General features: G+C 68.1%; 21 protein-coding genes and 1 pseudogene. 7 read left to right on the forward strand and 15 right to left on the reverse strand.

Going from position 1 to position 25,401, the window contains the following annotated elements; genetic code table 11:
* Positions 1 to 84: 84 nt before the first annotated feature.
* Positions 85 to 249, reverse strand: coding sequence for a hypothetical protein (locus tag AB5T46_RS11345; RefSeq protein ID WP_370564063.1), 165 nt, complete (start codon positions 247 to 249; stop codon positions 85 to 87).
* 88 nt (positions 250 to 337) lie between these two features.
* On the opposite strand from AB5T46_RS11345, the gene AB5T46_RS11350 reads away from it, so the two are divergent.
* The 3 genes from AB5T46_RS11350 (at position 338) to AB5T46_RS11360 (ending at position 2,736) form a co-directional block, all read left to right on the forward strand.
* Positions 338 to 1,294, forward strand: coding sequence for a LysR substrate-binding domain-containing protein (locus tag AB5T46_RS11350; protein WP_370564064.1), 957 nt, complete (start codon positions 338 to 340; stop codon positions 1,292 to 1,294).
* A 52-nt stretch (positions 1,295 to 1,346) separates the two neighbouring features.
* Complete coding sequence (locus AB5T46_RS11355) at positions 1,347 to 2,225, forward strand: class I SAM-dependent methyltransferase (protein ID WP_370564065.1); 879 nt, start codon at positions 1,347 to 1,349, stop codon at positions 2,223 to 2,225.
* Between the two features lie 100 nt (positions 2,226 to 2,325).
* Positions 2,326 to 2,736: a PPC domain-containing protein gene (locus AB5T46_RS11360; RefSeq protein ID WP_370564067.1), complete on the forward strand. Its 411-nt coding sequence runs from the start codon at positions 2,326 to 2,328 to the stop codon at positions 2,734 to 2,736.
* 169 nt (positions 2,737 to 2,905) lie between these two features.
* On the opposite strand, the gene AB5T46_RS11365 is transcribed toward AB5T46_RS11360, so the two are convergent.
* Both AB5T46_RS11365 and AB5T46_RS11370 read right to left on the reverse strand, forming a co-directional pair.
* Complete coding sequence (locus tag AB5T46_RS11365; RefSeq protein ID WP_370564068.1) at positions 2,906 to 3,652, reverse strand: MHYT domain-containing protein; 747 nt, start codon at positions 3,650 to 3,652, stop codon at positions 2,906 to 2,908.
* Positions 3,653 to 3,749: 97 nt separating this feature from the next.
* Positions 3,750 to 4,565 carry a hypothetical protein gene (locus AB5T46_RS11370; RefSeq protein ID WP_370564069.1) on the reverse strand — a complete coding sequence of 272 codons (816 nt, stop codon included), beginning with the start codon at positions 4,563 to 4,565 and terminating at the stop codon, positions 3,750 to 3,752.
* Positions 4,566 to 4,754: 189 nt separating this feature from the next.
* On the opposite strand from AB5T46_RS11370, the gene AB5T46_RS11375 reads away from it, so the two are divergent.
* On the forward strand, positions 4,755 to 5,294 hold the full coding sequence (locus AB5T46_RS11375) for a pseudouridine synthase (protein ID WP_370564070.1): 540 nt from the start codon (positions 4,755 to 4,757) through the stop codon (positions 5,292 to 5,294).
* A gap of 124 nt (positions 5,295 to 5,418) precedes the next feature.
* Complete coding sequence (locus tag AB5T46_RS11380; RefSeq protein WP_370564071.1) at positions 5,419 to 6,525, forward strand: hybrid sensor histidine kinase/response regulator; 1,107 nt, start codon at positions 5,419 to 5,421, stop codon at positions 6,523 to 6,525.
* Between the two features lie 82 nt (positions 6,526 to 6,607).
* Here the strand turns inward: AB5T46_RS11380 and AB5T46_RS11385 are convergent, their stop codons facing one another.
* Together AB5T46_RS11385 and hrpB are read right to left on the reverse strand one after the other, a co-directional pair.
* On the reverse strand, positions 6,608 to 7,003 hold the full coding sequence (locus AB5T46_RS11385) for a hypothetical protein (RefSeq protein WP_370564072.1): 396 nt from the start codon (positions 7,001 to 7,003) through the stop codon (positions 6,608 to 6,610).
* A 112-nt stretch (positions 7,004 to 7,115) separates the two neighbouring features.
* A complete protein-coding gene (gene hrpB, locus AB5T46_RS11390; RefSeq protein WP_370564073.1) occupies positions 7,116 to 9,656 on the reverse strand; it encodes an ATP-dependent helicase HrpB in 2,541 nt (846 codons plus the stop codon).
* Between the two features lie 50 nt (positions 9,657 to 9,706).
* Here hrpB and AB5T46_RS11395 point away from each other — a divergent pair, with 50 nt between their 5' ends.
* Positions 9,707 to 10,498, forward strand: a complete 792-nt coding sequence (locus AB5T46_RS11395; RefSeq protein WP_370564074.1) for a TatD family hydrolase — start codon at positions 9,707 to 9,709, stop codon at positions 10,496 to 10,498.
* A 68-nt stretch (positions 10,499 to 10,566) separates the two neighbouring features.
* Here AB5T46_RS11395 and AB5T46_RS11400 read toward each other — a convergent pair whose 3' ends face one another.
* From AB5T46_RS11400 to AB5T46_RS11435, 8 genes are all read right to left on the reverse strand, one after another.
* Entirely contained in the window at positions 10,567 to 12,498 is a 1,932-nt protein-coding gene (locus AB5T46_RS11400) for a YadA-like family protein (protein ID WP_370564075.1), read from the reverse strand.
* Between the two features lie 328 nt (positions 12,499 to 12,826).
* Positions 12,827 to 15,538 carry a serine/threonine-protein kinase gene (locus AB5T46_RS11405; protein WP_370564076.1) on the reverse strand — a complete coding sequence of 904 codons (2,712 nt, stop codon included), beginning with the start codon at positions 15,536 to 15,538 and terminating at the stop codon, positions 12,827 to 12,829.
* Positions 15,538 to 16,089 carry an ECF-type sigma factor gene (locus tag AB5T46_RS11410; RefSeq protein WP_370564077.1) on the reverse strand — a complete coding sequence of 184 codons (552 nt, stop codon included), beginning with the start codon at positions 16,087 to 16,089 and terminating at the stop codon, positions 15,538 to 15,540. Before AB5T46_RS11410 ends, AB5T46_RS11405 begins: the two co-directional genes overlap by 1 nt.
* Positions 16,090 to 16,306: 217 nt before the next feature.
* Positions 16,307 to 19,429, reverse strand: a complete 3,123-nt coding sequence (locus AB5T46_RS11415; RefSeq protein WP_370564078.1) for a TonB-dependent receptor domain-containing protein — start codon at positions 19,427 to 19,429, stop codon at positions 16,307 to 16,309.
* A 556-nt stretch (positions 19,430 to 19,985) separates the two neighbouring features.
* Entirely contained in the window at positions 19,986 to 20,492 is a 507-nt protein-coding gene (locus tag AB5T46_RS11420) for a hypothetical protein (protein ID WP_370564079.1), read from the reverse strand.
* A 111-nt stretch (positions 20,493 to 20,603) separates the two neighbouring features.
* Entirely contained in the window at positions 20,604 to 21,692 is a 1,089-nt protein-coding gene (locus tag AB5T46_RS11425; RefSeq protein WP_370564080.1) for an OmpA family protein, read from the reverse strand.
* A 169-nt stretch (positions 21,693 to 21,861) separates the two neighbouring features.
* Entirely contained in the window at positions 21,862 to 22,752 is an 891-nt protein-coding gene (locus AB5T46_RS11430) for a LolA-like protein (RefSeq protein WP_370564081.1), read from the reverse strand.
* Between the two features lie 162 nt (positions 22,753 to 22,914).
* Complete coding sequence (locus tag AB5T46_RS11435; RefSeq protein ID WP_370564082.1) at positions 22,915 to 23,391, reverse strand: hypothetical protein; 477 nt, start codon at positions 23,389 to 23,391, stop codon at positions 22,915 to 22,917.
* A gap of 69 nt (positions 23,392 to 23,460) precedes the next feature.
* Between AB5T46_RS11435 and AB5T46_RS11440 the strand changes: the two are divergent.
* Positions 23,461 to 23,565, forward strand: a pseudogene (locus AB5T46_RS11440) (TatD family hydrolase); the annotation flags it as partial.
* 38 nt (positions 23,566 to 23,603) lie between these two features.
* On the opposite strand, the gene AB5T46_RS11445 reads toward AB5T46_RS11440, so the two are convergent.
* Together AB5T46_RS11445 and AB5T46_RS11450 are read right to left on the reverse strand one after the other, a co-directional pair.
* The gene (locus tag AB5T46_RS11445) at positions 23,604 to 24,659 is read right to left on the reverse strand and encodes a hypothetical protein (protein ID WP_370564083.1); all 1,056 of its coding nucleotides are present in this window, start codon (positions 24,657 to 24,659) and stop codon (positions 23,604 to 23,606) included.
* Positions 24,660 to 24,704: 45 nt separating this feature from the next.
* Positions 24,705 to 25,235 carry a hypothetical protein gene (locus AB5T46_RS11450; RefSeq protein ID WP_370564084.1) on the reverse strand — a complete coding sequence of 177 codons (531 nt, stop codon included), beginning with the start codon at positions 25,233 to 25,235 and terminating at the stop codon, positions 24,705 to 24,707.
* Positions 25,236 to 25,401: the final 166 nt, after the last annotated feature.

Raw genomic sequence — 25,401 nt, forward strand, 5'->3', positions numbered from 1 at the left:
TGGCAAGGCCGACCAAGATACCGGCGTCGATGTTGCCGGTGCGCGAATCCGCGGCGTGATGCTGTGTTCCGGCGGCGCAACGCCTCAGCCGCAAGCCGCCGCGGCGCACCGGCGATGCTCGTCGCCGCGGGGCGGCGGCGCGACGGCGGGCGCCGGCTCCGCGGCGGGTTCGGCATCGGCCAGCGCGAGCGCCAGCCGCGGACTGGCGACATGCCCCTGCAGGAACAGCAATTCATTCCAGATGTTCATGACGCTTTCCCTCTTCGAGTTGACCGTGATCGAAGATAGGCCGATAGTCCACGGCGGAAAAGCGACGTATTCGCAAGGCAGCCTTGAATTGAATTCAACTCCAGCCACACGCCCCGACGGGATCCGCGCGCCGCTGCACGCGCTGCAGGGCTTCGTGGCGGCGGCGCGCGCCGGCAATCTCACCCGCGCCGCCGAAGCGATGCATTTGACGGTCAGCGCGCTCAGCCATCAGATCCGTTCGCTGGAACAGCGGCTCGACCGCCGCCTGTTCGAGCGCGGGCCGCGCGGCGTGCATCCGACCGCGGACGGACAGCGCCTGCTCGAGCAGGTCTCGCCGCACCTGGATGCGATCGAGGAGGCGCTGCGCCCGTTCGCCGCGCGCCGCGACGACGTGCTGACGCTCAGCGTGGTGCCGTCGCTGGCGTCGGCCTGGCTGCTGCCGCGGCTGCCGGAGTTCCTGGCCGCGCAGCCGCAGGTCGAGTTGAACCTGCTGTCGGACGCGGCAGTGGTCGACTTCTCCCGACCTGGCCAGGTCGATGCGGCGCTGCGCACCGGGCGCGGGCAATGGCCTGGCGTGGTCGCCGAACACCTGTTCGACGATTGGCTGGCGCCGGTGGCGAGCCCGGCGCTGGCGGCGCGGATGCGCAAGGCCGGCGTCGAACGGCTCCAGGACTGGCCGCTGCTCGGCGATCCCGATCCCGACGCCTGGCCGGCCTGGTTCGCGCGCCACGGGGGCGACATGCCGGCGCGGTTCGCCGCGCGCTTCGACGACGCCGAAGCGCTGCACCGGGCCGCCACCGCCGGGCTCGGCGTGGCGCTCGGGCGCCTGACGCGGGTGCGGTTGCTGCTCGAATCCCGGCAGCTGCGGCGGCTCGGGCGGCAACGGATGAAAACCGACTATGCGCATTACCTCGTGTATCCGCCGCGCAATCGCGGCCATGCCGCGCTCGGCGCATTCCGCGACTGGCTGCACGGCGAGGCGCGGGTCCATGCCGCCGCCATGGCCCGCGGCAGCCGGCGCGCGCGCGATGGCCTGACGCGCTGACGCGCCGATGCGTTTGGCGCTAGGCTTGGACCCCCGTTCACGGAGAGATGTCATGAAGCGTGTCCTGCTTGCCGCCCTGTTGCCCGCCCTGCTCGTCGCCTGCGCTGCCGAGAACGATGCGCCACCGCCGGCAACCGACAGCGAGACTCCGGTGCCCGCGCCCGACGTCGCCGTGGATGCTTCGTCCGCGCTCGATACGGTGCTGGCCGGCGACTGGCGCACGCCCGAGTTCGTCGCCCGCGACCAGTACCGCCACCCGAAGGAAACACTGACCTTCTTCGGCATCACCCCGGACATGACCGTGGTCGAGATCACCCCCGGCGGCGGCTGGTACACCGAGGTCCTGGCGCCCTACCTGTCTGAGAACGGCACCTACGTGGGTGCGGTGGTCGCGCCCGACAGCCAGGAGGACGAACGCAGCCGTGAGTACTACGCCCGTGGCCGCGACGGCCTGCGCGAACGGCTCGGCGGCGAGCCCACCGAGGTCTACGGCCGCGCCACCATGGTCGAGTTCGATCCCGCAGCGCCGCGCTTCGGCGACGACGCCTCGGCCGACGCGGTGCTGACCTTCCGCAACGTCCACAACTGGCTCGGCGACGACACCGCCGAGGCGATGTTCGAGGGCTTCTTCAGCGTGCTCAAGCCGGGCGGCGTGCTCGGCGTGGTCGAGCACCGCGCCGAGAAGGAACTGCCGGCCGACGACGAGTCCGGCTACGTCGGCGAGCAGACCGTCATCGCCCTGGCCGAGGGCGCCGGGTTCCGCCTGGTCGACAACAGCGAGATCAACGCCAATCCCGGGGACACCCGCGACCACTCGAACGGCGTCTGGACCCTGCCGCCGTCGAACAGGCACGAGGAGGCCGACGCCGAGAAGTACCGCACGATCGGCGAGAGCGACCGGATGACGCTGCGCTTCGTCAAGCCGGAATGATCCGGCGCGCGCCTGCCGGCCGGCGGCAGGCGCGCCTCCCCGGTCGCGCCCGGTGTACTCTGCGCGCCGCGACAATTCCGTCGCCCTCCAGGGGATCCGAATGCGTCTTCCGTTGTTCTCGCTCGCGCTGCTGACGGCGCTGGCCGCCGCCCCGGCGTTCGCCGCCGACAAGCTCACACCCGGACGCGCCATCGAAGGCGCGCTGCAGGCCAGCGATCGTTCCAGCGACAGCGGCGGCCGCAGCCACGACTACGCGCTCGATCTCGACGCCGGCCAGCTGGTCGCGATCAGCGCCAAGTCGGAGGACTTCGACACCGTGCTGATCCTGTTCGGCCCGGACGGCGACCGCGTCGCCGAGAACGACGACAAGGAAGGCGGCGGCACCGATTCGCTGTTGGTGGTGTCGGCCCCCGCGACCGGTACCTACACCGTGCGCCTGAACTCGCTGCCGATGGGCGAAGGCCACACCGGCGACTACAGCCTGCGCGCGCTGGTGGTCAGCGACGACTGAGCGCAGCGTCCCCGGCCTCGACACGAGCGCCCGCCGCCATGGGGCGGGCGCTTCGTGGGTACGACGACCCGGCGTAGTGCGCCGGTCAAAGCACCGGCCCGGACTGCCTCGCGCAGCCAGAAGAGCGCCGCCAACGAACGGAACCCGACCGGAAAGCCGAAGCCATCCTTCAGATCGTGACCGCCGCCCGGCGCTGCCGGCGCAGCAGGATGATGACCAGCATCGCCGACAGCAGCAGCGTGGTCACCATGAACACGCCCATGCCGAGATAGTCGCCGCCCAGGCCGCCGGACATGGCCGCCTCGCCGGTGGGAACGAAGCCGACCGCGTACATGCCCGTGTAGTGCATGCCGCAGACCGCCACGCCCATCACCAGGGCGCTGCCGAGCATCTGTACCCAGCCGCGCAGGTTGAACGCCAGCCACAGCGCCGCGGCGGCGGCGACGATCGCGATCGCGATCGACAGCGCGACCACGCCCATGTCGTAGTGCGGCGTCGCCGGCATGCGCATCGCGGCCATGCCGGTGTAGTGCATGGCCGCCACGCCCAGTCCCATGCAGGTGCCCGCCAGGGCGAGCTTGCCCCAGCTGAAAAGCCCGGTGCCGGCGATCGTCAGTCCCAGCATGCAGGCGCCGATCGCCATCAGCGCCGAAAGCAGGGTCAGGGCCGGGTCGTAGGTCACCGGAATGTCCATCCGGCACGCCAGCATGGCGATGAAGTGCATCGCCCAGATCGCGCCGCCGCCCATCGCCGCACCACCGCCGGCGATCGCGGCCCGGCGCTGCGCATCGGTGCGTGCGGCGGGAATGCCGATGGCGATCTGCAGGGCGGTGAACGCACCCAGCACGGACACCAGGTAGGACAGCACGACCAGCAGCGGGTCGTGGACGCATTGGATGGCATGGTCGTGTGGCATGAACGTTCTCCTCGATGGATGTCCCGCCGGGCGGGCGCTTGGAACCTGGCGATCGCGCTGCGGGGCACCGACCTGGGCGACGCTCGGCGGCCGGGTCTCAGGCGTCGAACACGAAGCGGCATCCAGCGGCGCCGCCGGCGCGGCACGCGGTCTCGGACACGCGCACGCGCGGCAGCCTTCCGGATTCGTTGAGCAGGCCTTCCAGGAACCCGCACAGGAAATGGCACTGCGCGGTCACGGAATGGCCGGCGACCACGCAGAACGGGCTGCCGCCGGTGGTCAGCGCATCGCCGTCGGGCTCGGTGGGCAGCAGCTGGCGCATCGCCGGCAGCGCGACGTGCCTGATCGAGCGCGACAGGTCGAGCGCGGCGCCCAGGGCGAAGTCGCGCTTGTAGACCCAGGCGCCGACGCGGGTGCCGATGTAGCGCATCGTCGTGGCGCGCTGCGCCGGCTCCAGGCTGCGTTCGAACCCCAGCACCAGGCCGAACACGCGCGGATAGTCGCGCGCCAGCTGCGGCAGCAGCACCTCCACGCGCGCCGGATCGGGCGCTGCCGACTGCGCGGCGGGCGCGGCAGGCGCAGCGGTCGGAGCGGACGACGCAGGCAGGGCATCGGCATGGGCGGGATCGATCGACGCGACGACTTCGGCCAACGTCTGCGGCGAGGTCGACACCCCGGGTTCGTACGGCGCCGCCTCGAAGCTGCGCACCATCCAGTGCGTGCCGAGCTGTTCCTCCAGCGGCAACAGACGCGCTTCGGGCCCCTGCACGACCAGCACCATCACCACGTTGCGGTCGGTGTTGGCGCGACGATGGCGCAGCAGCTTGAACTGGTTGGCGAGCAGCACCTCGCCCAGCGCCAGCAGCAGGCCATTGCGTTGTTCCGAGACGACCTTCAGCTCGATGGTCACCATGCTTCCCTTCCCCCGGATACGCACCGCATCCTGTCTGCCGCCCGGAAGGTGGTTACCCTCCTGCCTGCGGCCATGTCATGAATAACAAGTTCTGCGGACAAAAACCGGGAGCGCACTCACAATGATGAACCCGGCACAGCGGTGCCGCGCACCACGGCAGCGTCGACATCGCTTCCCGTATCCGGACCCATGCTGATCGCGTTGAACAAACCCTGGGGCGTGCTGTGCCAGTTCACAGATCGCAGTACGCCGCCGCGGCCGACGCTTGCCGCTTTCGGCCTGCCGCCCGGCGTCTATCCCGTCGGGCGCCTGGACCGCGACAGCGAAGGCCTGCTGCTGTTGAGCGACGACGGCGCGCTGGCGCACCGGATCACCGACCCGCGGCACAAGCTGCCCAAGACCTATTGGGCGCAGGTGGAGGGCATGCCGGATGCGCGACGACTCGCGGCGCTGCGCGACGGCGTCGAGCTGCGCGACGGGCGCACGCGCCCGGCCGCGGTGCGGACGATCGCGACACCGGCACTGTGGCCGCGCGACCCGCCGGTGCGCCATCGCGAGACGGTACCCGACGCCTGGCTGGAACTGGTGCTGCGCGAGGGCCGCAATCGCCAGGTCCGGCGCATGACGGCGGCGGTCGGACTGCCGACCCTGCGCCTGGTGCGGGTCGCGATCGGGCCATGGCGCCTGGGCGAGCTGGCGCCCGGGCACTGGCGCGAACTGGACGACTAGGTCTTCGCGACGCTGAACCCTTCAGCCTGGCCGGACTTCCGCGCAATCCGCGTGCTCGTCAGTGAAGTGGCGCGTTTGCGTTTCTGCTAAGTTGCCCGAACACCCCCGTTCAGAACGATGCGACATGGTCAAAGGCCGCTCCACTGCGGGGCGCATCCTCGTCGTGGACGACCAGCCGGCCAACCTGCGGGTGGTGGGGGCCCTGCTCGCGCGCAACGGCTACGAGGTGCTCAACGCCGGCCACGGCGAAGAAGCGCTGCGGATCGCCTCCGAGCAACTGCCCGACCTGATCCTGCTCGACGTGCTGATGCCCGGCATGGACGGCTTCGCGGTTCTCGCCGAGATCAAGCAGCGCGAGCCGCTGATGCGGCTGCCGGTGGTGTGCCTGACCGCTGCGCGCGATCGCGAACAGCTGCTGCGCGCCTTCGACGCCGGCGCGGTCGACTACGTCACCAAGCCGTTCCTGCCCGAGGAGCTGCTGGCACGGGTCGCGGCGCACGTCGGCCTCAAGCTCACCCGCGATCATCTGGAGCGGGTGGCGCGCGAACGCCAGGAACTGGTCAACCTGGTCGCGCATGATCTCAAGAACCCGCTCAGCAGCGTGCTGTTCGCGATCGACATGCTGCGCAGCGGCAACGTGCGCGAGGAGCGCGTTGCGCGCTACCTGGAAACCATCCACGAAAGCGCCAACGATGCGCTCGGTTACATCAGGCGCTATCTTGAGACCCAGCGCACGGTGCGGCAGGTCGCGCCGCAGGAGGGCGTCGCCTCGCTGCCCGAGGTCGTGCGCTGGCTGGAGAACCGCTACGGGCTGCAGTACGAGGCGCGCGAGCGTCACCTGAAGGTGATGCCCGCGCAGTCGGACATGCAGGTGGCGGTCGATGCGCTGGTGCTGCGGCAGGTCGCGGAGAACCTGGTCACCAACGCGATGAAATACGCGCCGCGCAGCGACCTCGAAATCGCCTGCCGCCGCGGCGGACCCGGATTCCTGCGGCTGCTGGTCGAGGATCGCGGCCCGGGAATCCCGGCTGCCGAGCAGCGCCAGCTGTTCCAGCCGTTCGTGCGCCTGCACGACGGCCCGCCGGCGGCCGGCGACATGTCCAGCGGTCTCGGCCTGTCGCTGGCCCGGCAGATCATCGGCGAAGCCGGCGGCCGGCTCTGGTACGAGGACCGCGAGGGCGGCGGCGCGCGCTTCGTCGTCGAACTGCCGGAAGCGCGCACGAGGTCATGAGCGAACGGGAAGGGAGGCCCCTGCAGCCGCGGCCACGGCGCGGGAAACGCCCGCACGCAGCGTCCACGGCCCGCTTCGGCGATCAGCCTCCGGTTTCGGTGCCGCCCTCGGTGCGCTTGCGCGCGCTCGACGCACGCCGCTTGGCGGCCTTGCGCGGACGCGAGGTGCGATCGGCATCGACACGTTTGGACCGGCCTTCGATCGTCGCGCCGGCAGCCTGGCCGTTCGCCTTCCGTTGCCTGCGCAGGATCGCGTAGAGCGCCAGGCCCGCACCCACGGCGACCGCGGCCGTCACGGCCAATGTCGGATTGCGCCGCACCACATGGCTCGCGGTCTTCGCGCCGGTACGCGCCGCCCCAAGCACGGCGCCGGCCTGCAGCCACTTGCCTGCGTTGTCGGGAATGACATAGCGGACGCCGTCGCCAACATGTCCAACCAGTTCCAGGGCCCTGCCCTGCAGGGTGTCGAGCTTGCTCATCGCGGAATCCTCGTGGCGGTGGTCGCACTTGCCGCAAGTATCGACGCGCCGCCGTAGCGGCGACGTGATCGCCCGGCCTGTCGGGCTGACGCCGCACCGATGCGGCGGTCCGTCATGTCCTGGGCCGGGCGCGATGGGTCGGCGCGGCGTTCCAGGGATCCTCCGGCCAGGGATGCTTCGGGTAACGCCCCTTCATTTCTCCGCGCACCTCCGGCCAGGTCCGTTCCCAGAAGCTGCGCAGGTCCTGGGTGACCTGCAGCGGCCGCCCGGCCGGCGACAGCAGGTGCAGCGTCAGCGGCACCCGGCCGTCGGCGATGCGCGGGGTATCCGCCAGGCCGAACAGCTCCTGCAGCTTGACCGCCAGCACCGGCGCGGCGCCGTGCGCATAGTCGATGCGTCGCTGCATGCCCGACGGCACGGCGATCCGCTCCGGCGCCAGGAGGTCGATCCGCCGGCGCAGGTGCCAGTCGACGCCGGCGCGCAGCGCCTCGCCGAGCGCCGGCGCGTCCAGCGCGTCCAGGCGCGTCTTGCCGGCGAAGGCCGGCAGCAGCCAGTCGTCGAGCGTCGCCAGCAGCGCCTCGTCGGACAGGTCCGGCAGGTCGAGTTCGGGCATCCACTCGCGCAGGCAGCGTCCGCGCTCGCGCCATTGCCGCAGGCCGTCGCTCCACGGCAGCGCGTCGAGGCCGAGCTGGCGTACGACGTCGGTCAATGCACGCGCGGCCTGCTGCGGATCGACGCGCGCACCGGGCCGGCTGTCGAGCACGATGCCGTCGAAGCGGCGCACGCGTTCGGCCACCAGGGCGCGGCGCGCGGGGTCCCAGCGCGTCTCGTCGTGTTCGCGAAAGCGCGGCGCGAATGCGGCGCGCAGCGCGGTCTCGTCGACCGGTGCGGCACGCAGCAGCAGCGCGTCCTTGGCCTCGAAGCGCAGTTCGCTGGCGACCAGCCACGGTTCGCCGTACAGCGCGCTGTCGTCGAACAGCCGCGCCATGCGACCGTTGGCGAGCTGGTAGCGATACGGGTCCTGCGGATGCTGGCGCGCGATGCGATCGGGGAACGCATGCGCGAGCAGGTCGCCGAGCGCATGCGCCGGCACCGATGCGGGCGGCGGTGCGGCGATGCGCAGGCGGCGGCGCCACTGCGCGGCCGCGGCGTCGATCGCCGCCAGCGCACCGCGATGGGCGTCGGCCGGGGCCCGTCCGTGGCGGAAGGCGGCCAATGCCTGCCAACGCACGGCCAGCGCATCGGAGCGCCCGCGCAGGGGATCGCGCGCTTCCAGCAGCGCGACCAGATCGCAGGCCAGCGGGCGCTGCGCGTCGCCGGCCGCCGCCAGCAGCATCGCCGCCATCCGCGGATGGGTGCCGAGCGCGAGCATGCGCCGGCCGGCCGCGGTGATGCGGTGGTCGTCCTCCAGGGCGCCGAGTCGGCGCAACAGGTCACGCGCGGCGGCGAGCGCGCCCGCCGGCGGCGGATCGGGGAACCGCAGCGCATCACTGCCCCAGGCGGCCAGTTCCAGCGCCAGCGACGCCAGTTCGACCTGGGCGATCTCCGGCCGCCGCTGCGGTTCGAGCCGCTGCGACTGCGGCCACAGCCGGTAGGCCCAGCCGGCGGCGACGCGGCCGGCGCGGCCGGCACGCTGGTCGGCGGAGGCCAGTGCCACCGTCACCACGTCGAGCCGCGAGAAGCCGCTGTTGGGATCGTGCCGCGGCTCGCGCGCCAGGCCCGAGTCGATCACCACCCGCACCCCGGGCAGGGTGACGCTGGACTCGGCGACGTTGGTGGCAAGTACCACCCGGCGGTCGCCGTCGGCGTGCGGCTGAAGCACGCGCGCCTGCTGTTCGACGGGGAGGTCGCCGTGAAGGGCGAGGATCTCGATCGCTGCCGGTATGGGCGGCATGCCGGGCTTCGGCATGGTCCGGGAGCGGGGCCCGGAGCGCAGGGATTCGAGCATCGCCGCGAGCCGGTCGATCTCGCGACGTCCGGGGAGGAACACCAGCACGTCGCCCGGGTGTTCGCGCAGCGCGTGCTCGGCGGCGCGGCGGGCGTGGTGTTCTGGGGCTTCCTCGCGGCGCGCGGGGAAGTGCGACACCTCGACCTGAAAGCTGCGTCCGGCACTGGACAGGCGCGGCGCATCCAGAAAACCGGCGAGGCGCTCGCCATCCAGAGTGGCCGACATGACCACGATGCGCAGGTCCTCGCGCAGCCCCGCCTGCACGTCGAGCGCCAGCGCCAGGCCGAGGTCGCCGGCCAGGTGGCGCTCGTGGAACTCGTCGAACAGCAGCGCGCCGACGCCTTCGAGCAGCGGATCGTCCTGCAGCATGCGGGTCAGGATGCCCTCGGTGACCACCTCGATCCGGGTGCGCGCGGAGATGCGGCTGTCGAAGCGGATCCGGTAGCCGACGGTCTCGCCCACTGCCTCGCCCAGCTGCTGCGCCATGAACCCGGCGGCCGCGCGCGCGGCGACCCGGCGCGGTTCCAGCATCACGATGCGGCGGCCCTGCAGCCAGCCGGCGTCGAGCAGCGCCAGCGGCACCTGGGTGGTCTTGCCGGCGCCCGGCGGCGCCTCCAGCACCAGGCGCGGATGCGCGGCGAGGCTGGCGCGCACGTCCGGCAGCAGCGCATCGATCGGGAAGTCGGGACGTACCATCCTCCCCATTGTGTAGGAGCGCGCTCCTACAATGTCGCAACCCCGCTCACTGCCTGCACATGCCCCTGATCGACATCGGCGCCAACCTCACCCACGACAGCTTCGACCGCGACCGCGATGCAGTGCTGGAGCGCGCCCGCGCCGCCGGCGTCGGCCGGATCGTCATCACCGGCGCCAGCCGCGAGCATTCGCCGAAGGCGCTCGCGCTGGCACAGGCGCACCCGGATTTCCTGTCCGCCACCGCCGGCGTGCACCCGCACCACGCCGCCGAATACACCGACGAGTGCGATGCCGAATTGCGCGCGCTGCATACGCATCCGGAGGTGGTCGCGGTCGGCGAATGCGGGCTCGACTACTTCCGCGACTTCTCGCCGCGCCCGGCGCAGCGCAGGGCGTTCGAACGCCAGCTGCAGATCGCCGCCGAGAACGGCAAGCCGCTGTTCCTGCACCAGCGCGACGCGCACGACGATTTCATGGCGATCATGCGCGAGTTCGACGGCCGCCTCGGCGCGGCCGTCGTGCACTGCTTCACCGGCTCCCGCAAGGAACTGTTCGACTACCTGGACCGGGACTGGCACATCGGCATCACCGGCTGGCTGTGCGACGAGCGTCGCGGCGCGCACCTGCGCGAGCTGGTGCCGAACATCCCCGCGCACCGGCTGATGGTGGAGACCGATGCGCCCTACCTGCTGCCGCGCACGCTCAGGCCGATGCCGAAGGACCGCCGCAACGAACCCGCCTTCCTGCCGCACATCGTCGAGGGCTTGGCGCGCGATCGCGGCGAGGACGTCGCCGTCACCGCCGCCGCGACCGCCGCCGCCGCACGGGCGCTCTTCCGCCTGCCGGACTGATTCGCGCGGCGCGCTTGCGCGGCATCGCGCTGGGCGCCCGATCCGCTGTCTCCGGAACGGATTCCGGATTACAGGTCCACACCGAAGCCGATGCCGCCCGACTTCTCACTGCCGCTGAAGGCGCCGCCCAGCGAGAACGAGGCGCGCTGGCCGATGCGCTTGCCGTAGCCGATCGACAGCGCCTGCTCGCCGCCGTGGAAGCCGGCGCCGACCGCAATGCGACCGCGCGGGCTCTGCGAGCCGGCGGCGTTCATCGCCATGTTGAGCATCGCCGAGCTCATCGCGCCCTGGCGGTCGATGCGGCGATTCTGCCGATGCAGGCGACCGTCGACCTCGAGGAAGCGATCCTCGAGCGCCTCCATCCGTCCGTTGATGGAGGCCGGGTCGAAGCCGGCCAACCCGGCGATCTGGGTGTCGGTATAGGCGTTGGCCGCCGTCAGGGTCGCCGCATCGCCCGCGTCGGCGTGGGTTTCCGCCGCGCTCAGCGTGGCGGCATCGCCGGCCGCCACGTCGCCGCGGATCGCCGCCTCGCGATTGTCGGTGTAGGCATTGGTGGCGGTGCCGCCGGTGGCGACGGCGGTGTCGGTGTAGGCGTTCGCCGTGGCCAGCGTCGACTGCAGCTGGTCGAGGTTGACCGCGTCGGTGCCCTCGGTGCCGGCGGCGACGTTGACGATCTGGCTCTGGCTGACGCTTGTGCCGACCGACACCGTGCCATTGCGGTCGGCGACCGAACCGTATCCCAGCGCGGTGCTGCCGATACCCGTGGCCAGGCTGCTGTTGCCCAGCGCCGTGCTGCCGAAGCCAGTCGCCCGGCTCGTATGGCCGAGCGCGGTGGAGACGTCGGCGCTGGCGACGGCGACGCCGCCGATCGCGGTGCTTTGCATGCCCGACGCATTGCTGATCGCACCGAACGCCGCGGCCTGGCTGCCGGCGGCGACGCTGAAGTACCCGACCGCGGTGGCGTCGCCACCGGTGGCCGAGCCCGACGCACCCAGCGCTGTGGCGCCGCCGCCGCTGGCCAGGCTGTCGTAGCCGACCGCCACCCCGAACTCGCCCTGCGCCACCGCCGAACGGCCGGTCGCGACGCTGAAATCGCCCTCGGCGGCGCTGGAATCGCCGAGCGCGGTGCTGCTGATGCCGAGCGCGTGGCTGTCGACGCCGATCGCGGTGCTGCGCCCGCCCTCGGCATGGCTGCGCAACCCGCCGGCCATGGACGCAACACCCTCCGCACGGCTGAACGCGCCGCTCGTGGTGCTGAACGAACCTGTCGCCTGCGCCGCGGCGCCGAACGCGCTCGCGCCGTTCCCCCCGGCGTGGGTCGTCTCGTGCGCGTCCACGATACCGTTGCCGTTTTCGTCGAGCCAGCCACCCGCCGCGATGGCGCCCGCCGCGTCGGCGAGGCTTTCGAAGCCCATGGCCGTGCTGCCGACGGCGCCGGCCTCGCTGCCGAAACCGATCGCGGTGCTGCGTAGGCCGCTGGCCACGCTCCGGGTGCCGAGCGCGGTGGCGTTGACGTCCAGCGCCTGGGCGGCGGCGCCGAGCGCGACCGCGTTCTCACCGGCGGCATGGGCCACCTCGTTCTGGCTGAGCAGCCCGTCGCCGTCGATGTCCATCCATCCGCCCAGCGCAACGCTGTGGTCGCCGCTGGCGACGCTGGAGACGCCCAGCGCGGTCGCATGGGTTTCGGCGCGGGCGCCGCCGCCGATCGCGGTGCTGAAATCGCCGTAGGCCCGGCTCACAGCACCGACGGCCGTGCTTCTGAGACCCAGGCTGTCGCTGAAGTCGCCGATCGCGGTCGACGAATCGCCGGCGGCATCGGCGTTGCCGCCGCAGGCGAAGGCCGAGCCGCCGGCCGCCGTTGCGCCACCGGTCACCTCATGGGTGGTGGGGTCGCCGTCGTTCATTTCGCAGGTGTCCCCGGCCCAGGCCGGCCCCGCCAGCAGGCCAAGGCCCAGGATCAGCGCCGCGGACAGCGGATGACGATTGCAGGACGTTTTCATGGTCTTCTTCCCGTGTGCATGAGGCCGGAAGCGGCCGGCCGAACCCCTGTCGCGGTCGCGGCGACGTCTGCCCGCGATCCGTTCCTGGTCATACATCCGTATTTGGGGGGCGCCGATGGCCACGCCCCGCTTGAGCGTGTGCGGCAGGCAGATGGCCTTTGGAGGTATTCCTGCCGAATCGCCCGTTTTCCTCGGCATGGGACGCAGCCGATCGCGACAGCGGCTGTTTCGGCATGGCTGCCGCGCACGGCGGTTTCAGCGAGCGGAATGTCCCGTTCGGAGCCGACGACTCACCCGAATTCGCACCGACGCCGGTGTCACAGCTCGATCAGCGCATCGCGCGGCGCAATTGCGCACTCACCGGATGGGCCTGCAGGTCGGCCGATTGCAGCAGGTGCTGCGCCTGGTCCCAGGTCGCCCGTGCCTGCCCGGCGTCGCCCAGTGCCGTCAGCGCCTGGCCGCGCCACAGCAGGTGCTCGGCGACCTCGGCGGCATCGCCTTGCGGAAGCGCGGCATGCAATGCCGCGGCGCGCTGCAGATGCAGCAGCGCCTGGCGCGGATCGCCGTCGCGCAGGGCGCAGTACCCGACCACGGCATGGGCCTCGGCAGCGTGGACCAGGTCCTGGCCGTTCATCTCGCGCGCCAGCGCCAGCGCCTGTTCGCGGATCTCCGGCAGCCCCGTCGGCAGTGCCCGATCACAGGCGAGGCGCAGGCTGCTCGATGCCGCCATCAACCGGTTGCGGGCGCCCGATCCGCCGTCGACCTGCAACACCGGCGTCGCGGCGCGCAGCAGCGCTTCGGCCTCGGCGACCCGGCCCAGGCGGACCAGGTTGCGCGCCCGCCACAGCCGGCTCTTGGCCTGCTCCTCGCGGTTGTCCGGTTCGGCCTCGTGCAACAGCCGGTCCCATTGGTCGCGTGCCTGCAGCGCCTGTTCGTAACGCCCCTGCCGATAGTGCAGGAGCTCCAGCTCGCGCCAGGCGGCCAGCATGTACCCGCGCGGCTTGTCGAAGATCCGTTCGTAGTCGGCGAGGCTGGCGAGCAGGCCGGCCTCGGCCTCGGCGAAACGCCCAAGGTGCGACAGCGCGCCGGAACGGTTGAGGGTGAGCGTCGCGGGATGGACGTGTTCCCGGCCGAACACGCGCCGGCCCAGATCGATGGCCTGGTCGTAGAAACCCAGCGACTTCGCATAGCCGCCCGCCTGGTGGTGGCCGGCGGCCACGGCGGCGACCGCGAAAAACCGCTCCCGCTCGCTGACCTCGTCGCGGCCGGCCAGGATGTCCCAGGCGCGCTCGCTGTCGCCCAGCCGCGCGGCGCCGTCCCCGCGATGCATGTGCAGCGTGGTGCGCTGCCGATAGGCATGGGCGAGCTCCGTCGAGTCCGGCGCCGAGCGCTCCAACTGCGCGATGGCCTCGGCGAACAGCCGCTGCGACTCTTCCTGGTCGGAAGCATCGGCGCTGGCCAGGCTATGCGCCAGGTCGGCCTGCGCCGTTGCGTAGGCCGCCGGTTGCCGCAGCCGCTGCGGCGTGCGCAGCTGCAGCAATCGGCGGCGCAACTCGACGTGCTCAGGCAGGTCGCGCTGGTAGTAGACCTCGGCGATGGCGGCGAGAAATTCGGCCTCGGTCTCGGGATCGTTCCTGAAGCGCTCGGGCAGCTGTTCGACCGCCGCGGTCAGCAGTTCCGCGGTGGTCGGCAGCTGCTCGCGCGGCTTGCCCGGCGCGGTGGTGCGGAACAGCTCGAACAGGAAATCGCGGATCGCGTTGGAGCGCGCCAGCGCCTGCGCGGTGCGTTGCTGCGCCGCCTGCGCCAGGGCCGCCTGTTGCCGGGCCTGGTGCGCCTGCCACAGCGTGCCGGCGATGCCTGCGGCCAGCGTCAGCGCCAGCAACGCGGCGGCGGTCACGCCCAGCCGGTGCCGGGCCGCGAACCGCCCCGCACGATAGCGCCGGCTCTGCGGACGCGCGCGGACCGGATGCCGGCCGCGCCAGCGCCGCAGGTCTTCCGCCAAGGCCTCGACGCTGGCGTAGCGCTGCTCGGGCTGCCTGGCCAGCGCCTTCATCACGACCGTGTCGAGGTCGCCGCGCAGGCGCCGTACCCACAGCCGCCGCGTGGGCGAAGGCCATTCCGGATCGCGCTGTACCGCCCGCGACGGAGGCAGCGTTTGCGTATCGATGCCGTGCAGGCCCTGCGGCCGCGGCGACTGGCCGGTGAGGATCCGGTACAGCAGCGCGCCCAGGCCGTAGACGTCCATCGCCGTGCTCGGCGGTGCGCCGAGGAACTGTTCCGGCGCGGCGTACTCGGGCGTGAGCGCACGCAGCGCGGTCGCGGTCCGCTCCGCTTCCTGTTCGTCATCGAGGCGGGCGATGCCGAAATCCAGCAGCTGCGCATGGCCGTCGTCGTCGACCAGCACGTTCGACGGCTTGATGTCGCGGTGGATCACCAGGCTGCGGTGTGCATGGGCGAGCGCATCGGCGACGTGCAACGCCAGATCGACGCGCTGCTCGATCTCGAGTCGACGCTGCTCGCACCAGGTATCGATGCGCTTGCCGTCGATCAGCGCCATCGCCAGCCAGGGGGTGCCGTCCTCGGCGACCCCGGCGTCGTAGAGCGGGACGATGCCCGGATGCCGCAGGCGCGAAAGCAGCTGCTGTTCGCGCAGGAAACGCTCGCGGCCGCCGCCGGCCAGCGCGCCGAGGGTGAGCACCTTGACCGCGGCCTGCTGCCCGACCGGCGCTTCCGCCGAAACGGCGCGATGGACGACGGCCATGCCGCCGCGGCCAATCTGCTCGAGCAGGCGCCAGCGACCGAGGCGGCGGTCCTTCAGCGCGTCGCCGGCATCGGCGAGGGCCAGCTCGAGCGCCGGCGCCGCCTCGAGCGGGCCGCTGCGGCAGTCATGCGCCGCCAGCAGACGCTGCGCCAGCGCGCGCACGTCGGCGTCGAGCGTTGTGGCCGCCAAGGCCGCCGCGCGTCGTTCCGGCGGCAGGTCCAGCAGGCCGTCCAGGATGCGGTCCGCCTCGCGCCAGGCGACCCTCTGCCGCGCATCCACTAGGGCGTGTCGAGCATGGCGTACAGGAACGCGCGGGCGCGTTCCCATTCGCGGCGCGCGGTGCGCGTGGAGATTCCCAGCAGTTCGGCGATCTCGGCGAACTCGAGTCCGGCGAAGTAGTGCAGCTCGACGACTTCCCGCTGCCGCTGGTGGATCTCGCCGAGCGCCTCGAGTCCCTCGTGCAGCGCCAGTACCTGCTCGGACGCGGCATCCATCGGCAGGCCTTCGGTGAGGGTCACAGCGATCTGCCCGCCGCCGCGCTTTTCGCTGTACCTGCGGCGCGCATGGTCGACCAGGATCCAGCGCATCGCCTTGGCCGCCGCGGCGAAGAAGTGATGGCGGTCGGTGACCGAGAGCGGCTCGCCGGTGGTCGCACGCAGGTACAGCTCGTGCACCAGCACTGTCGGCGTGACCGTGTGATCGCCACCTGCCAGGCGCGAGGCCGCCAGCCGCCGCAACTCCGGGTACAGCGATTCGAACACCGCCGACAGCCGCGCCGACTCGCCGGCGCGCGCCTGCGCCAGCAATTGGGTAATTGCCTCCCCGTCCACGCCAACCCCTTGCTCCTGCCCCTGCGCGCCATACTACCTCCGGCGTCGTGCGGAGGGGCGAAGCGGTCGAACTCCCAGATGCGGCTGAATGCGAATCGCGCCGTGGAGCACGCGACCATGCGCCCCGGCATCGGATCCGCCACTGCGATGGAACGCCTGCAGTAAAAAGGCCCCGCGGTACCGCGGGGCCTCGGATGGAGCGTTTACGCCGGCAGGGTCAGTAGAACTTCCACTCGAAGGCCAGGTTGTATCGCCGGCCGAGGATGTCGTAATTGCCGATACCGGCAATGAATCCCGGGAACGGCGGATCCTCGTCGAGCAGGTTGCTGATCGCAAGCCGCAGCTTTCCGCGCTCGCTGAACCGGTAGCTGGCGCCGGCATTTAACAGCCAATAGCTGTCCACCCGCAGGATGTCCCGCGTTTCGTCCGTGTCGAGAACGTTGAACGCCGCACTGCTCTGGTAGTTGGCAGACAGATTGAGACCGACGTTTCCGTACTCCCAGCGCCCGAGCAATTGGTACTGCCGCTTGGAGGTGCCGATCTCGTCCACCGCCGGATCCGGACTGGTGCCGGTATTGTCGACGGTAAGCTCCTGCGGAAAGTAACCGAGCAGGCCGACATTGAACTGGCCGAAGCGGTCGGTATCGAACCGATAGCGGATCTCGGCCGAGTAGGCTTCCATGTTGAAGTAGCGGCCATTGACGAAGCCGCTGACGAAAGTCGTCGCCTGGCCCGGATCCGGGCTTCCCGGAGCATTGCGGGTGATCTGGCTGCAGAACGGATTGGCGTTCGGCACGTCGGTCGTGTTGAAATCGTCGCTATCGAAGCAGGCGGATGCCAGCTGCGTAGCCGTCAGGTTGGAAATCACCGATTCGATCTCGATCTTGTAGTAGTCGGCCGCAACGGTCAGTCCCTCGAGGAACGACGGCGCCCAGGTGAAACCATAGGTGACCGAATCCGCGGCCTCGTTGTCGAGATCTGGATTTCCGCCGGAGATGCCCTGGATCGAAGCGCCTGCCGCGGTCGAGGTGAAGGAGCTCAGGCCGTAGTGGTCGAGAAAAGCCTGGCAGTTGCGCTGGCGCGCTTCCGGATTCGGGCCACCGTTGATGAAGCGCGAGTCACAAGGGTCGTTGGTGACGAACTGGAACGAAGTCGCCTGCGGCAGGAACAGTTCGGTGATGGCCGGCGCACGAATGGAACGGGTGAAGTTGCCGCGCATCTCCAGATCGTCGACCGGCTTCCATTGCAGTCCGTACGTGTAGGTATTGGCGCGGCCGTTGATGGTGTTGTCGACGGTTCGGTACTTGCCGACGACCTCGAGCTTTTTCAGCCCCGGCAATTCGCTGTCCGGATTCACCAGCGGCAGCACGAACTCGCCGAAGAACTCGTCGGTGTTGAACTCGCCATTCAACGGCGTGATCGGCACCCCCCGTCCCAGCCCCTGCTCGAGGAACGGGCCCGGATCGAAGAGGCCGCTTTCCTTGCGGTATTCGTAACCGATGTTGTAGAGCAACGGTCCGCTCCAGAGATCGAGCAGGGTGCTGGACAGGTTGACGTTGAAGACTTGCTGCTCCAGCAACGCCTGCGACTCGGTGCGTTCGGTCACATAGCCGCGCGCTGCGTCGCTGGGACGGCCATCACCGAACATGTCGAGCGGCACGCAGTTGGGATCGGCCACCGGCGTGCCGCCGCCCGGGATCGCCAGGCCCGGAATCGGCGTCGGTGAGCACACGGGTTGCCCCTGCGCATCCAACGTGACATTCAGGGCGTTGATGAATTTCTGCTGATTGAGCGACGTGCCGAAGAACCGCGAGTCGCTCCGGCCATAGTTGGCATAGCCTTCCCAGTAGAAAACCCGCTCGCCGAGTTCGAAGCTGCCTTCGAGGCCCGCGACCACGCGGCTCAGGTCGGTGGTGCTGCTGGCATTGTTCGTGACCAGGTCGCGGGAAGCCTTGGAGAGGTTGAACTCGGACACGCCCAGCTCCGCCAAAGTGGCACGCGCCTGCGGCGTCAGCATCGGATGATCGCCGGGAAACCGGATCATCTGGCTCAGACCGCCGAACAACGGCGCGTTGTACATCCACTGATCGGATAATTCCGTGCTCTCGGCGGAGTAGAAGGTACCTTCGAGAAACACATCGACATAGTCGGTCAGCCCCCAGCGCATGGTGGTATTGAAGGTGTTGCGCTCGACGTCGGCGGTGATCTGCCCCGCCTCGACCAGGTTCAGCCCGTCGCCGCCGCTGGCGTCGACCGGCGAGAAGGTGCTACCCGGACCGTAGGGCACCAGGTTGCCGTCGGTATCGAATGCCAGGACCGTTTCGCCATCGGGGCCGAATCCGCCCGGGATCAGATTGGCCGAACCGGGCCGGAACGGCCCCGTATCCACGGGAGAGATGAGCCCTCCGAACGGCGTGGTCCAGATCCGGCGGTTGCGGATCAGCACGCCGTTTGGAATTCCGTCGCCGCTGCCGGTGTTGTAGGGAACATCGGGGTTGTAGCGCCCATCGGTGGCGGCCGACCGGCCCGGAAACACCGCGTCGATGACGTCGGCCAAAGGGTTGGTTGTGTTGGTATAGCCCTCGGCGAAGAAGTCGCGCTCCTTCTGCAGGACGCCCTGCACCTTGTCATAGGACATCGAGAAGGTGACATTGCCACGGCCGTCGCCGAAGTTCTGCCCGAACAACGCATAAGCGTTGTAGCGCTCGTTGTCGCCTTGCTCCGTCACTCCGTAGCTGAGGCCCGATTCGACGCCTTCGTAGTCCTTGCGCAGGATCACGTTGACGACGCCGGCGATGGCGTCCGAGCCGTAGGTCGGCGCTCCGCCGATGGCGAGATTCTCGACCCGCTCGACCATCGCGGTCGGAACCACGTTCAGGTCGACCTGGACCCCGGGCGCCGCCGGCCCGAACAGGCTGGGAGGATTGCTGGAGACGAAGCGGCGCCCGTTGACCAGGGTCAGCGTGCGATTGCTGCCGAGCCCGAACCGGTCCACGAAATTGACGCCGACGCCGAAGCTCGACTGGGCGCCCTCGGGCGTGATGCCCACGCCGAAGCCCGGGATTTCATTGAGCGCGTCCGCGACGTTGGTCAGACCGCGCTCGTCGATGTATTCGCGCGACACGACCGTTGCCGGCTCCAGCGTATCGAAGCCGGCCCGCCGGATACGCGAGCCGGTGACGACGATGGTGTCGAGCTCGGTCGGGTCGGCGGCTTCATCCGTGCTTGGCGGCGGATCCGGTTGCTGCGCGTAGGCCGGCGAGGACAGCGCGAGGACGATTCCCAGACCGAGCGCATTGCAAGCCCAGGACCGGGCCCCTGAATTCTGGATGGCGATCATGTTCCACCTCCCTGAATAGGCATTCCGCATCACGGAGATCCGGATACGGATTCCTTCCCTTTACTCCTGAAAAAAAACGTTAACAAGTGCCCCACCCGGCCTCTCCGCGGCGGATGTGCAGGACTTGATCATTACCTGGCCCGGACTAAACTTTTGTTGGCGAAAACCGCGGCGCACAGGCTGCTCGGGGGCAATGGGTTGTCCTGATCCCATCGCGGTGGCTAGCCGGCGTCACGGGAAGCAGCTGCGCATCCACCGGGCTGCGAACCGTGCCGACCAGACGTGGATGTGACGGTGCCGACATCCGTCGACTGCGCGTGGAGGTTCGTCCCCAAGACACGATCGGCTGGCGGCCGTCAGCTGCGCAAGCCGACCCCGCGCCGGAGCAGCCACAACCGCTGCCAGCATGATGACGAAGAGCCGCGATGCGGACGGTCGGTCAATCGCATCACCCGTCTCTCCGACCCGGAAACCGGTCCGGCACAGGTGTCTCCCGGACCGCGCGGGCACGACGCTCCGGCGCCGGCTGCGCGACGCCGGGAGCGATCATGACGGCTTACGGCTGGCCCTGCTGTTCCATCTTCTCTGCCATCGCTTTCATCTGCTGCGCCGACGCGCATTCCTTGGCCAGCTCCGCCTTCGGCACGGATACGATCTTCTGCCTGGCCTGGTCGTACGACGACGCGAATACGGTCTCGAACTGTTCCGGATCGCCGCCCGCGTCCACGACGGCTTGCTTCTGCTCCGCTTTCATCTTTTCGAGTTCGCCGGCGGAATAGTCGTCGCAGGCCTCGGCAAGCGCATGCAGGCCACCGCCGGCCTGCGCGGCGACGACCCATGTTTCCATCATCTGCCCTTCCGGGCCCGCTTCCGCTTCTGTCGCCGACGCGCCAGTTTCCGGTACGGCCGCTTCCGCCAGGTCGACGGGAGCCGCGGTATCTGTCGTGACCGGTGCCGGCGTTGCGGCGGCCTCCGGTGCATCCGCGGCGCACGCGGCCAAGGCGATGGCGATCGAGACGGCGGCGAGAGGGCGGATCTTGCGGATGATCGGTGCTGTGGTCATGGGCACTCCTTGTCGACGCGATTGGAAAAAAGCGGCCCGCGTGCGCGGGCGGCGGTCCCCGGCGGCCGGGGGCAGAACCGGCGCCTGCGCCCGGTGCGGAGTCGGCCGGGCTCAGATGCGGACGAGTTCGACGCGACGGTTCTGCGCCCGGCCCTGCTCGGTCGCGTTGTCGGCCACGGGCGCATCCTGGCCGAAACCCTGCGCCTGCAACCGTGCCGGATCGATCCCCTCGGCGGCCAGCGCCGCCACCACCGCGCGCGCGCGGGCCTCGGACAATGCCTGGTTGTGGGCGGCACCGCCGGTGTCGTCGGTGTGCCCATCGACGGAAAGCTTCAACGCCGGGTCCTGCTGCAACAACTGCAGCACCTGCGCGATCTGGGGCTGCGACCCGGGCAGGATGTCGGCCTTGTCGGTGGCGAAGTTGACCTGAAGCGCCACCCTGCCATCGGCCTCAAGCTTCTGCTTGAGCGTCTCGGCCGGCAGCAGTTTCGAAGTCGGCACGAAGGGTTGCGTTTCGGCGACGATCAGGCCCGCAAAACGTTGGCTCTTGCAGGTCCGCACCCAGATGGTCCTGTCCGTGCGGCGCAGGACAAACGTCTGCATGGGATCATGGGCCCAGCACTTGGCCTCGGTATGGTATTCGCGCATCAGCGCCTCGATGGCCTTGTCCTTGCGGGCCTCCCTCGGCACCTGGCCATCGGCCACTTGCACGCCACCGGCCGAAGTGACGACATGTTCGAGGTTGCGGACGACTTCCAGGGCAGAGAACTGCTTGTCGCTGTCGGACTTCACCCGGATCCCGGTGGCATACACCTTGCCTTCGACCGTCTCGAAGCGGTCGCCCGTCCAGAACGCCACCTGCGCGAAATCCAGGCGTCTTGCATTGCGCGAGTCCTCTCTGTAGCCCTCGGGAACGGAGAAGTATGGGAACTCGCCCAACGGAGCGGTCGAGATCGGAATGCTGTCCAGGTCAAAGCCAACTGGCGTGTCGCCCTTGTCGGCGGCGGCTTTGCTGTCCCCCGGCTGCTCCAGCTCCTGTCCGGCTGCGGGCTCTACGGTCTGCCCGATCTGCTCCGCGGGTTCGTTGCTCTGGGTGGTCGCATCATCGGTCTGTTGGCGCTTGCCGCAGGCAACAAGCGCCCCAACCAGCAGCATCAAAGCCAGGCCGGTCCGCAGCGACTGGCAAGGTCGGTTGTCCATCTCTTGTTTCTCCCGAAAGGGTTTTGGCTGGCCACGTTGCCCATGGCAGCATCGCCATGCTCACTCGCGACCGATTTGTCTGTTGGATGTCCGTGAGCCCGTAGTACCCGCTATTGGCTTGGCATCTGCAGTCCATGACAAGAATGCACCCATTGGAATACCGCCGACGCTAGTTCCTCGTGCAGATCTGCTCGAGTCGTCGCAACTCCTCCGGAATCTGCGCGGCGAATGGGGCATCCCACTCCGTGAAGCGCATGTCCCTGGACCCATCGTCGTCCGTGGCGCGCACCGGGCGATCTCGATCATCTCCGGCGATCAGCCAGACGCTGGCCCGTTCGTTTCGGAAGTGAACGGTCTCCACGCCGTCGATGGTTTCTTCGCCGACCCGCTCAAAGCCGTCGTCATCGAATGGAATCAATTTCGTGGCGTAGGCGACCGGGGCGATGATGCCCAACAGCGGATTCTCGGCGTAGGTGTTGTTGGCTTCCCACCAGTGCCCCACGGCAACCGACGGGTCCGGCCGGGTCTCCTGGGTACAGGAATCCAGCAAATCAGCGGCTGCAACCTCGTTGAGCGGCCGATAGGCGGTCGTCCAACTCTTCTTTCCTGGCGTGCGTGACGACTGCCGATAGACGAACTCGAAGTGCGAGACCTCATTGTTGCACCCGTTCGTGACCTCTCCCTCGACCTTCGTCAGCTTGTTTTCATCGCCGTGCCTGCCCGTTCGAAAGTCGAGCTGCATGCAGCCATCGTTACCCGCCCAGCGCACGGCTTCGGCGGCGCCCAAACTGAACTTGGCAAAGCCGGGACGCAATTTCGAACCGCAGCCGGGAAAACCGGGATAGGCCTCACAGTCGATTTCGACATCGATTTCGCCGTCGTCGATATCGCCATCGCCGTCTCCGCCACTGTCGCAGGCGGCAAGCGAGAACACGAGAACGACGGCAGGCAGAAGCTTGAAGAGGGTTGGCATGATCGGGGATGGGTTGGGAATCAGACAAGGACCGGCCGGCAACAACGCCGCGGCGATCTCGAACGGTTTGGTTTTCACGATGATCAAGCCGCCTTGTCGAGAACGCGCAGATTGCTGTCGAATGGCATTCCGCTACGACCGTCCGGCGCCACGTTTCCGCTGCGAGTGCCGATGGGATCCATCGCCGCCATGGTGGACGCCAGGACGCCCGTTGCCGGTTTCAATGCAGCCCGGGTCACGAGCCGGCGGCTACGATGTCGGCATGGCGGCTGCGGCCTCGGACATCTCCCGGATCTCGGCGCACCCCTTCGCGCGCTCCGCGGGCGTTGCGTTGGCCATCTCCGTGCGAGTCTTGTCGTAGCCGGCTTCGAACGCGGCTTCGAACGCCGCCTCGTTCCCGCCGCCCTGGATGAATAAGGCCTTCTGCTGCCGTTTGGCGGCAGCCAGCTCGTCGGCACTGGAGCCGCCGCATGCTTCAGCCACCGCCTGCACGCTGCCGCCGAACCCGGCGAGCTTGGCATGCGAGTCGATCATGGCTGCCGGTGCAGGCGCGCCTTCGGTTCCAGCGGGTTCCGCAGGCGCAGCTTCCGAGGACGTCGCCGACTCGTCGATGGCCTCGGGCGCGGCCTTTGCTTCGTCGTCAACGGGGTTGCAGGCAGCCATCGCGCATGCGAGCGTGACCGATGCGGCGATGCGTATGGCGGAAGGCAGAGTGGGTGTCGTCATGGAGAGTTCCTTCGTGGGAATGGCTGGCGGTCTCGGGGGCATCAATGAAGATGTCGCGTTCAGTTCGGTCTCGTTGAGGAGCTCGCACGCGACCGCGGCGAGGACGTCGAGGTGACGGTGGCCAATGCCACCGCCGTGCGCGCTTTCTTCAGCCCGCCTGAAATCAAGACATGAACGTCCGCAACAACTGGACGTTTTCCGTGGCTTACAGGTCAATTCTCCGACTCGCTCTGCCTTGCCTCCCACATGATCTGAAACACTTGCTTTGCGATTGAATGACTCGCCGATGACAGGGGAAGTTTCATTAGCGGCTTATCATCTGCACTGACGACTGCAGATACTCTAACCAGCAGATTTAGATCTCTATAAATCCCAATATATCCTTCTGCCTTTTCTGAGCCATACTCGTTGTGAACAGTATATCCTACTGATTCTTCTGAAAAAATATTAGGCGCGCCCATCGCACCTAGGCTGGGACCGCCCAAAGCGGCGTTTAACTCGTCAAAATGAGCCTTTGTAGCCTCAACGGAAGTGTAACGGTAGGCACGTACCTCTACACCACCCTGATCCGACACGGTTCTTCCATCCTCACTGCTAAACGCGGATTGATCGCACCAAAAATCCCCTCCGCCTACGTTTCCCTTCCTTTCTTTTTCATAATCAAACGGAGAAATCATAGAGGAAAAATCCAAATACTCGCATGCGCCATAGTCCATTCCATAAAGATCCAAACCTTCATCCTGGTATGCCGGCAAACCTGAAGTATCTTCCGAGCAGCCATGCCCCTTCATTGTTTCAGCTAACTGCATTCTATTCAATCGATCCTGCATCTCTCCCGGAGAAGCGGGGGCCAACCCACCAAGACCATCCACTATGCTTTTAGCAAGATCATCCATCCCTAGGGGCTGGATAAACTTCCATGCGATGTTGTTGAGAATACCGAGCGCACCATCAAGCCGCACTTCAGGCTCTGGCGACAGGGTGTCCGAAATGTTGCCTGCGTTGCCAAGAATCGGCATCAGCATATTAACCCCATACTTATGGGCCCCTGTGCGCCGAACTATTTCCTTTATAACGCCAGATTGAATCGCGCCGTATGCTGTCTTGGCGAGCTCGATTTCGGCGTCGCCCAGCTCATCAATCGCAGAAATGTGGTTGTCCCTTATATCCTCGTACCGCTGCAAGGCCCCGCTGCTAGCGCACCCCTCTTGCGCATTGGCTGTGGCCATCAGCGGCAGACACAGGGTCAAAATCGCTATCGCTCTCATTTCCTTATCTCCTTTGGATTATCTTTAGAACCCATCGTTGCCAACTTAAGGGGTGTAGCCAGATATTCCATAGTCCTGCATGAGATCCGATGGACAGCCATACGACTCCAGCGCATTTTCGACAATCCCCCTATTCATGTGGTCCTGGTGGTCCCCGAACGTTATGCTCGACTCTCCATTTAAAGCGGCAACGGCCTCTTTCAGCGTATCGATAAGGTTTTCGCGATCTTCCGCCTGCAATAGCGATAGAATCAAATCCGTTTGTATTGCAAGCGTCCCGGTGAGTGTGTCGTTTGTGGATATATTTACTAGGTTCAGATCGTTTCGCATGCGAGGTTCCGGCGCCTCGCCATTGGTACTCGGCAGGAGTTGAGACTCCACCGCGTCGATGATGCCCTGATACATGACGGATATTTTTTGCTTGTCTTCAGTACTCAAGCCGTCAAGCATCGGAACTTCGTTGTCTCTGACATCTACGTAGATGTCCAGAATTTGATCGCCAGTGCAATCGTTGCTCTGCGCATTCACGTCACTCATGCCAAGCATGAGGATTAAAAGTACCGCTATAGGCTTCATTGCAAACTCCTTTTGTCGAGTTAAAGTCAAAACGCAGATTGCAGATCGAACCTTTCTGATACTCGAGCTCATCGATCAAGCATTGAACTCGATCGCCGATCAAACTGGGCAACCGCCATCAAGCATGGCTCTACTTAATAAGCGGAACTCGGCGCGGATGTCCGCA

It is taken from the genome of Luteimonas salinilitoris, assembly GCF_041300785.1.
Classification (GTDB): domain Bacteria; phylum Pseudomonadota; class Gammaproteobacteria; order Xanthomonadales; family Xanthomonadaceae; genus Luteimonas; species Luteimonas salinilitoris.

Coding starts and splice junctions, on each gene's coding strand:
- hrpB (WP_370564073.1), bottom strand. CDS start 9,656: ATGGGGAGGATGGTACGTCCCGACTTCCCGATCGATGCGCTGCTGCCG.
- AB5T46_RS11365 (WP_370564068.1), bottom strand. CDS start 3,652: ATGCCACACGACCATGCCATCCAATGCGTCCACGACCCGCTGCTGGTC.
- AB5T46_RS11375 (WP_370564070.1), top strand. CDS start 4,755: ATGCTGATCGCGTTGAACAAACCCTGGGGCGTGCTGTGCCAGTTCACA.
- AB5T46_RS11450 (WP_370564084.1), bottom strand. CDS start 25,235: ATGAAGCCTATAGCGGTACTTTTAATCCTCATGCTTGGCATGAGTGAC.
- AB5T46_RS11355 (WP_370564065.1), top strand. CDS start 1,347: ATGAAGCGTGTCCTGCTTGCCGCCCTGTTGCCCGCCCTGCTCGTCGCC.
- AB5T46_RS11380 (WP_370564071.1), top strand. CDS start 5,419: ATGGTCAAAGGCCGCTCCACTGCGGGGCGCATCCTCGTCGTGGACGAC.
- AB5T46_RS11445 (WP_370564083.1), bottom strand. CDS start 24,659: ATGAGAGCGATAGCGATTTTGACCCTGTGTCTGCCGCTGATGGCCACA.
- AB5T46_RS11400 (WP_370564075.1), bottom strand. CDS start 12,498: ATGAAAACGTCCTGCAATCGTCATCCGCTGTCCGCGGCGCTGATCCTG.
- AB5T46_RS11395 (WP_370564074.1), top strand. CDS start 9,707: ATGCCCCTGATCGACATCGGCGCCAACCTCACCCACGACAGCTTCGAC.
- AB5T46_RS11360 (WP_370564067.1), top strand. CDS start 2,326: ATGCGTCTTCCGTTGTTCTCGCTCGCGCTGCTGACGGCGCTGGCCGCC.
- AB5T46_RS11345 (WP_370564063.1), bottom strand. CDS start 249: ATGAACATCTGGAATGAATTGCTGTTCCTGCAGGGGCATGTCGCCAGT.
- AB5T46_RS11435 (WP_370564082.1), bottom strand. CDS start 23,391: ATGACGACACCCACTCTGCCTTCCGCCATACGCATCGCCGCATCGGTC.
- AB5T46_RS11415 (WP_370564078.1), bottom strand. CDS start 19,429: ATGATCGCCATCCAGAATTCAGGGGCCCGGTCCTGGGCTTGCAATGCG.
- AB5T46_RS11385 (WP_370564072.1), bottom strand. CDS start 7,003: ATGAGCAAGCTCGACACCCTGCAGGGCAGGGCCCTGGAACTGGTTGGA.
- AB5T46_RS11420 (WP_370564079.1), bottom strand. CDS start 20,492: ATGACCACAGCACCGATCATCCGCAAGATCCGCCCTCTCGCCGCCGTC.
- AB5T46_RS11370 (WP_370564069.1), bottom strand. CDS start 4,565: ATGGTGACCATCGAGCTGAAGGTCGTCTCGGAACAACGCAATGGCCTG.
- AB5T46_RS11425 (WP_370564080.1), bottom strand. CDS start 21,692: ATGGACAACCGACCTTGCCAGTCGCTGCGGACCGGCCTGGCTTTGATG.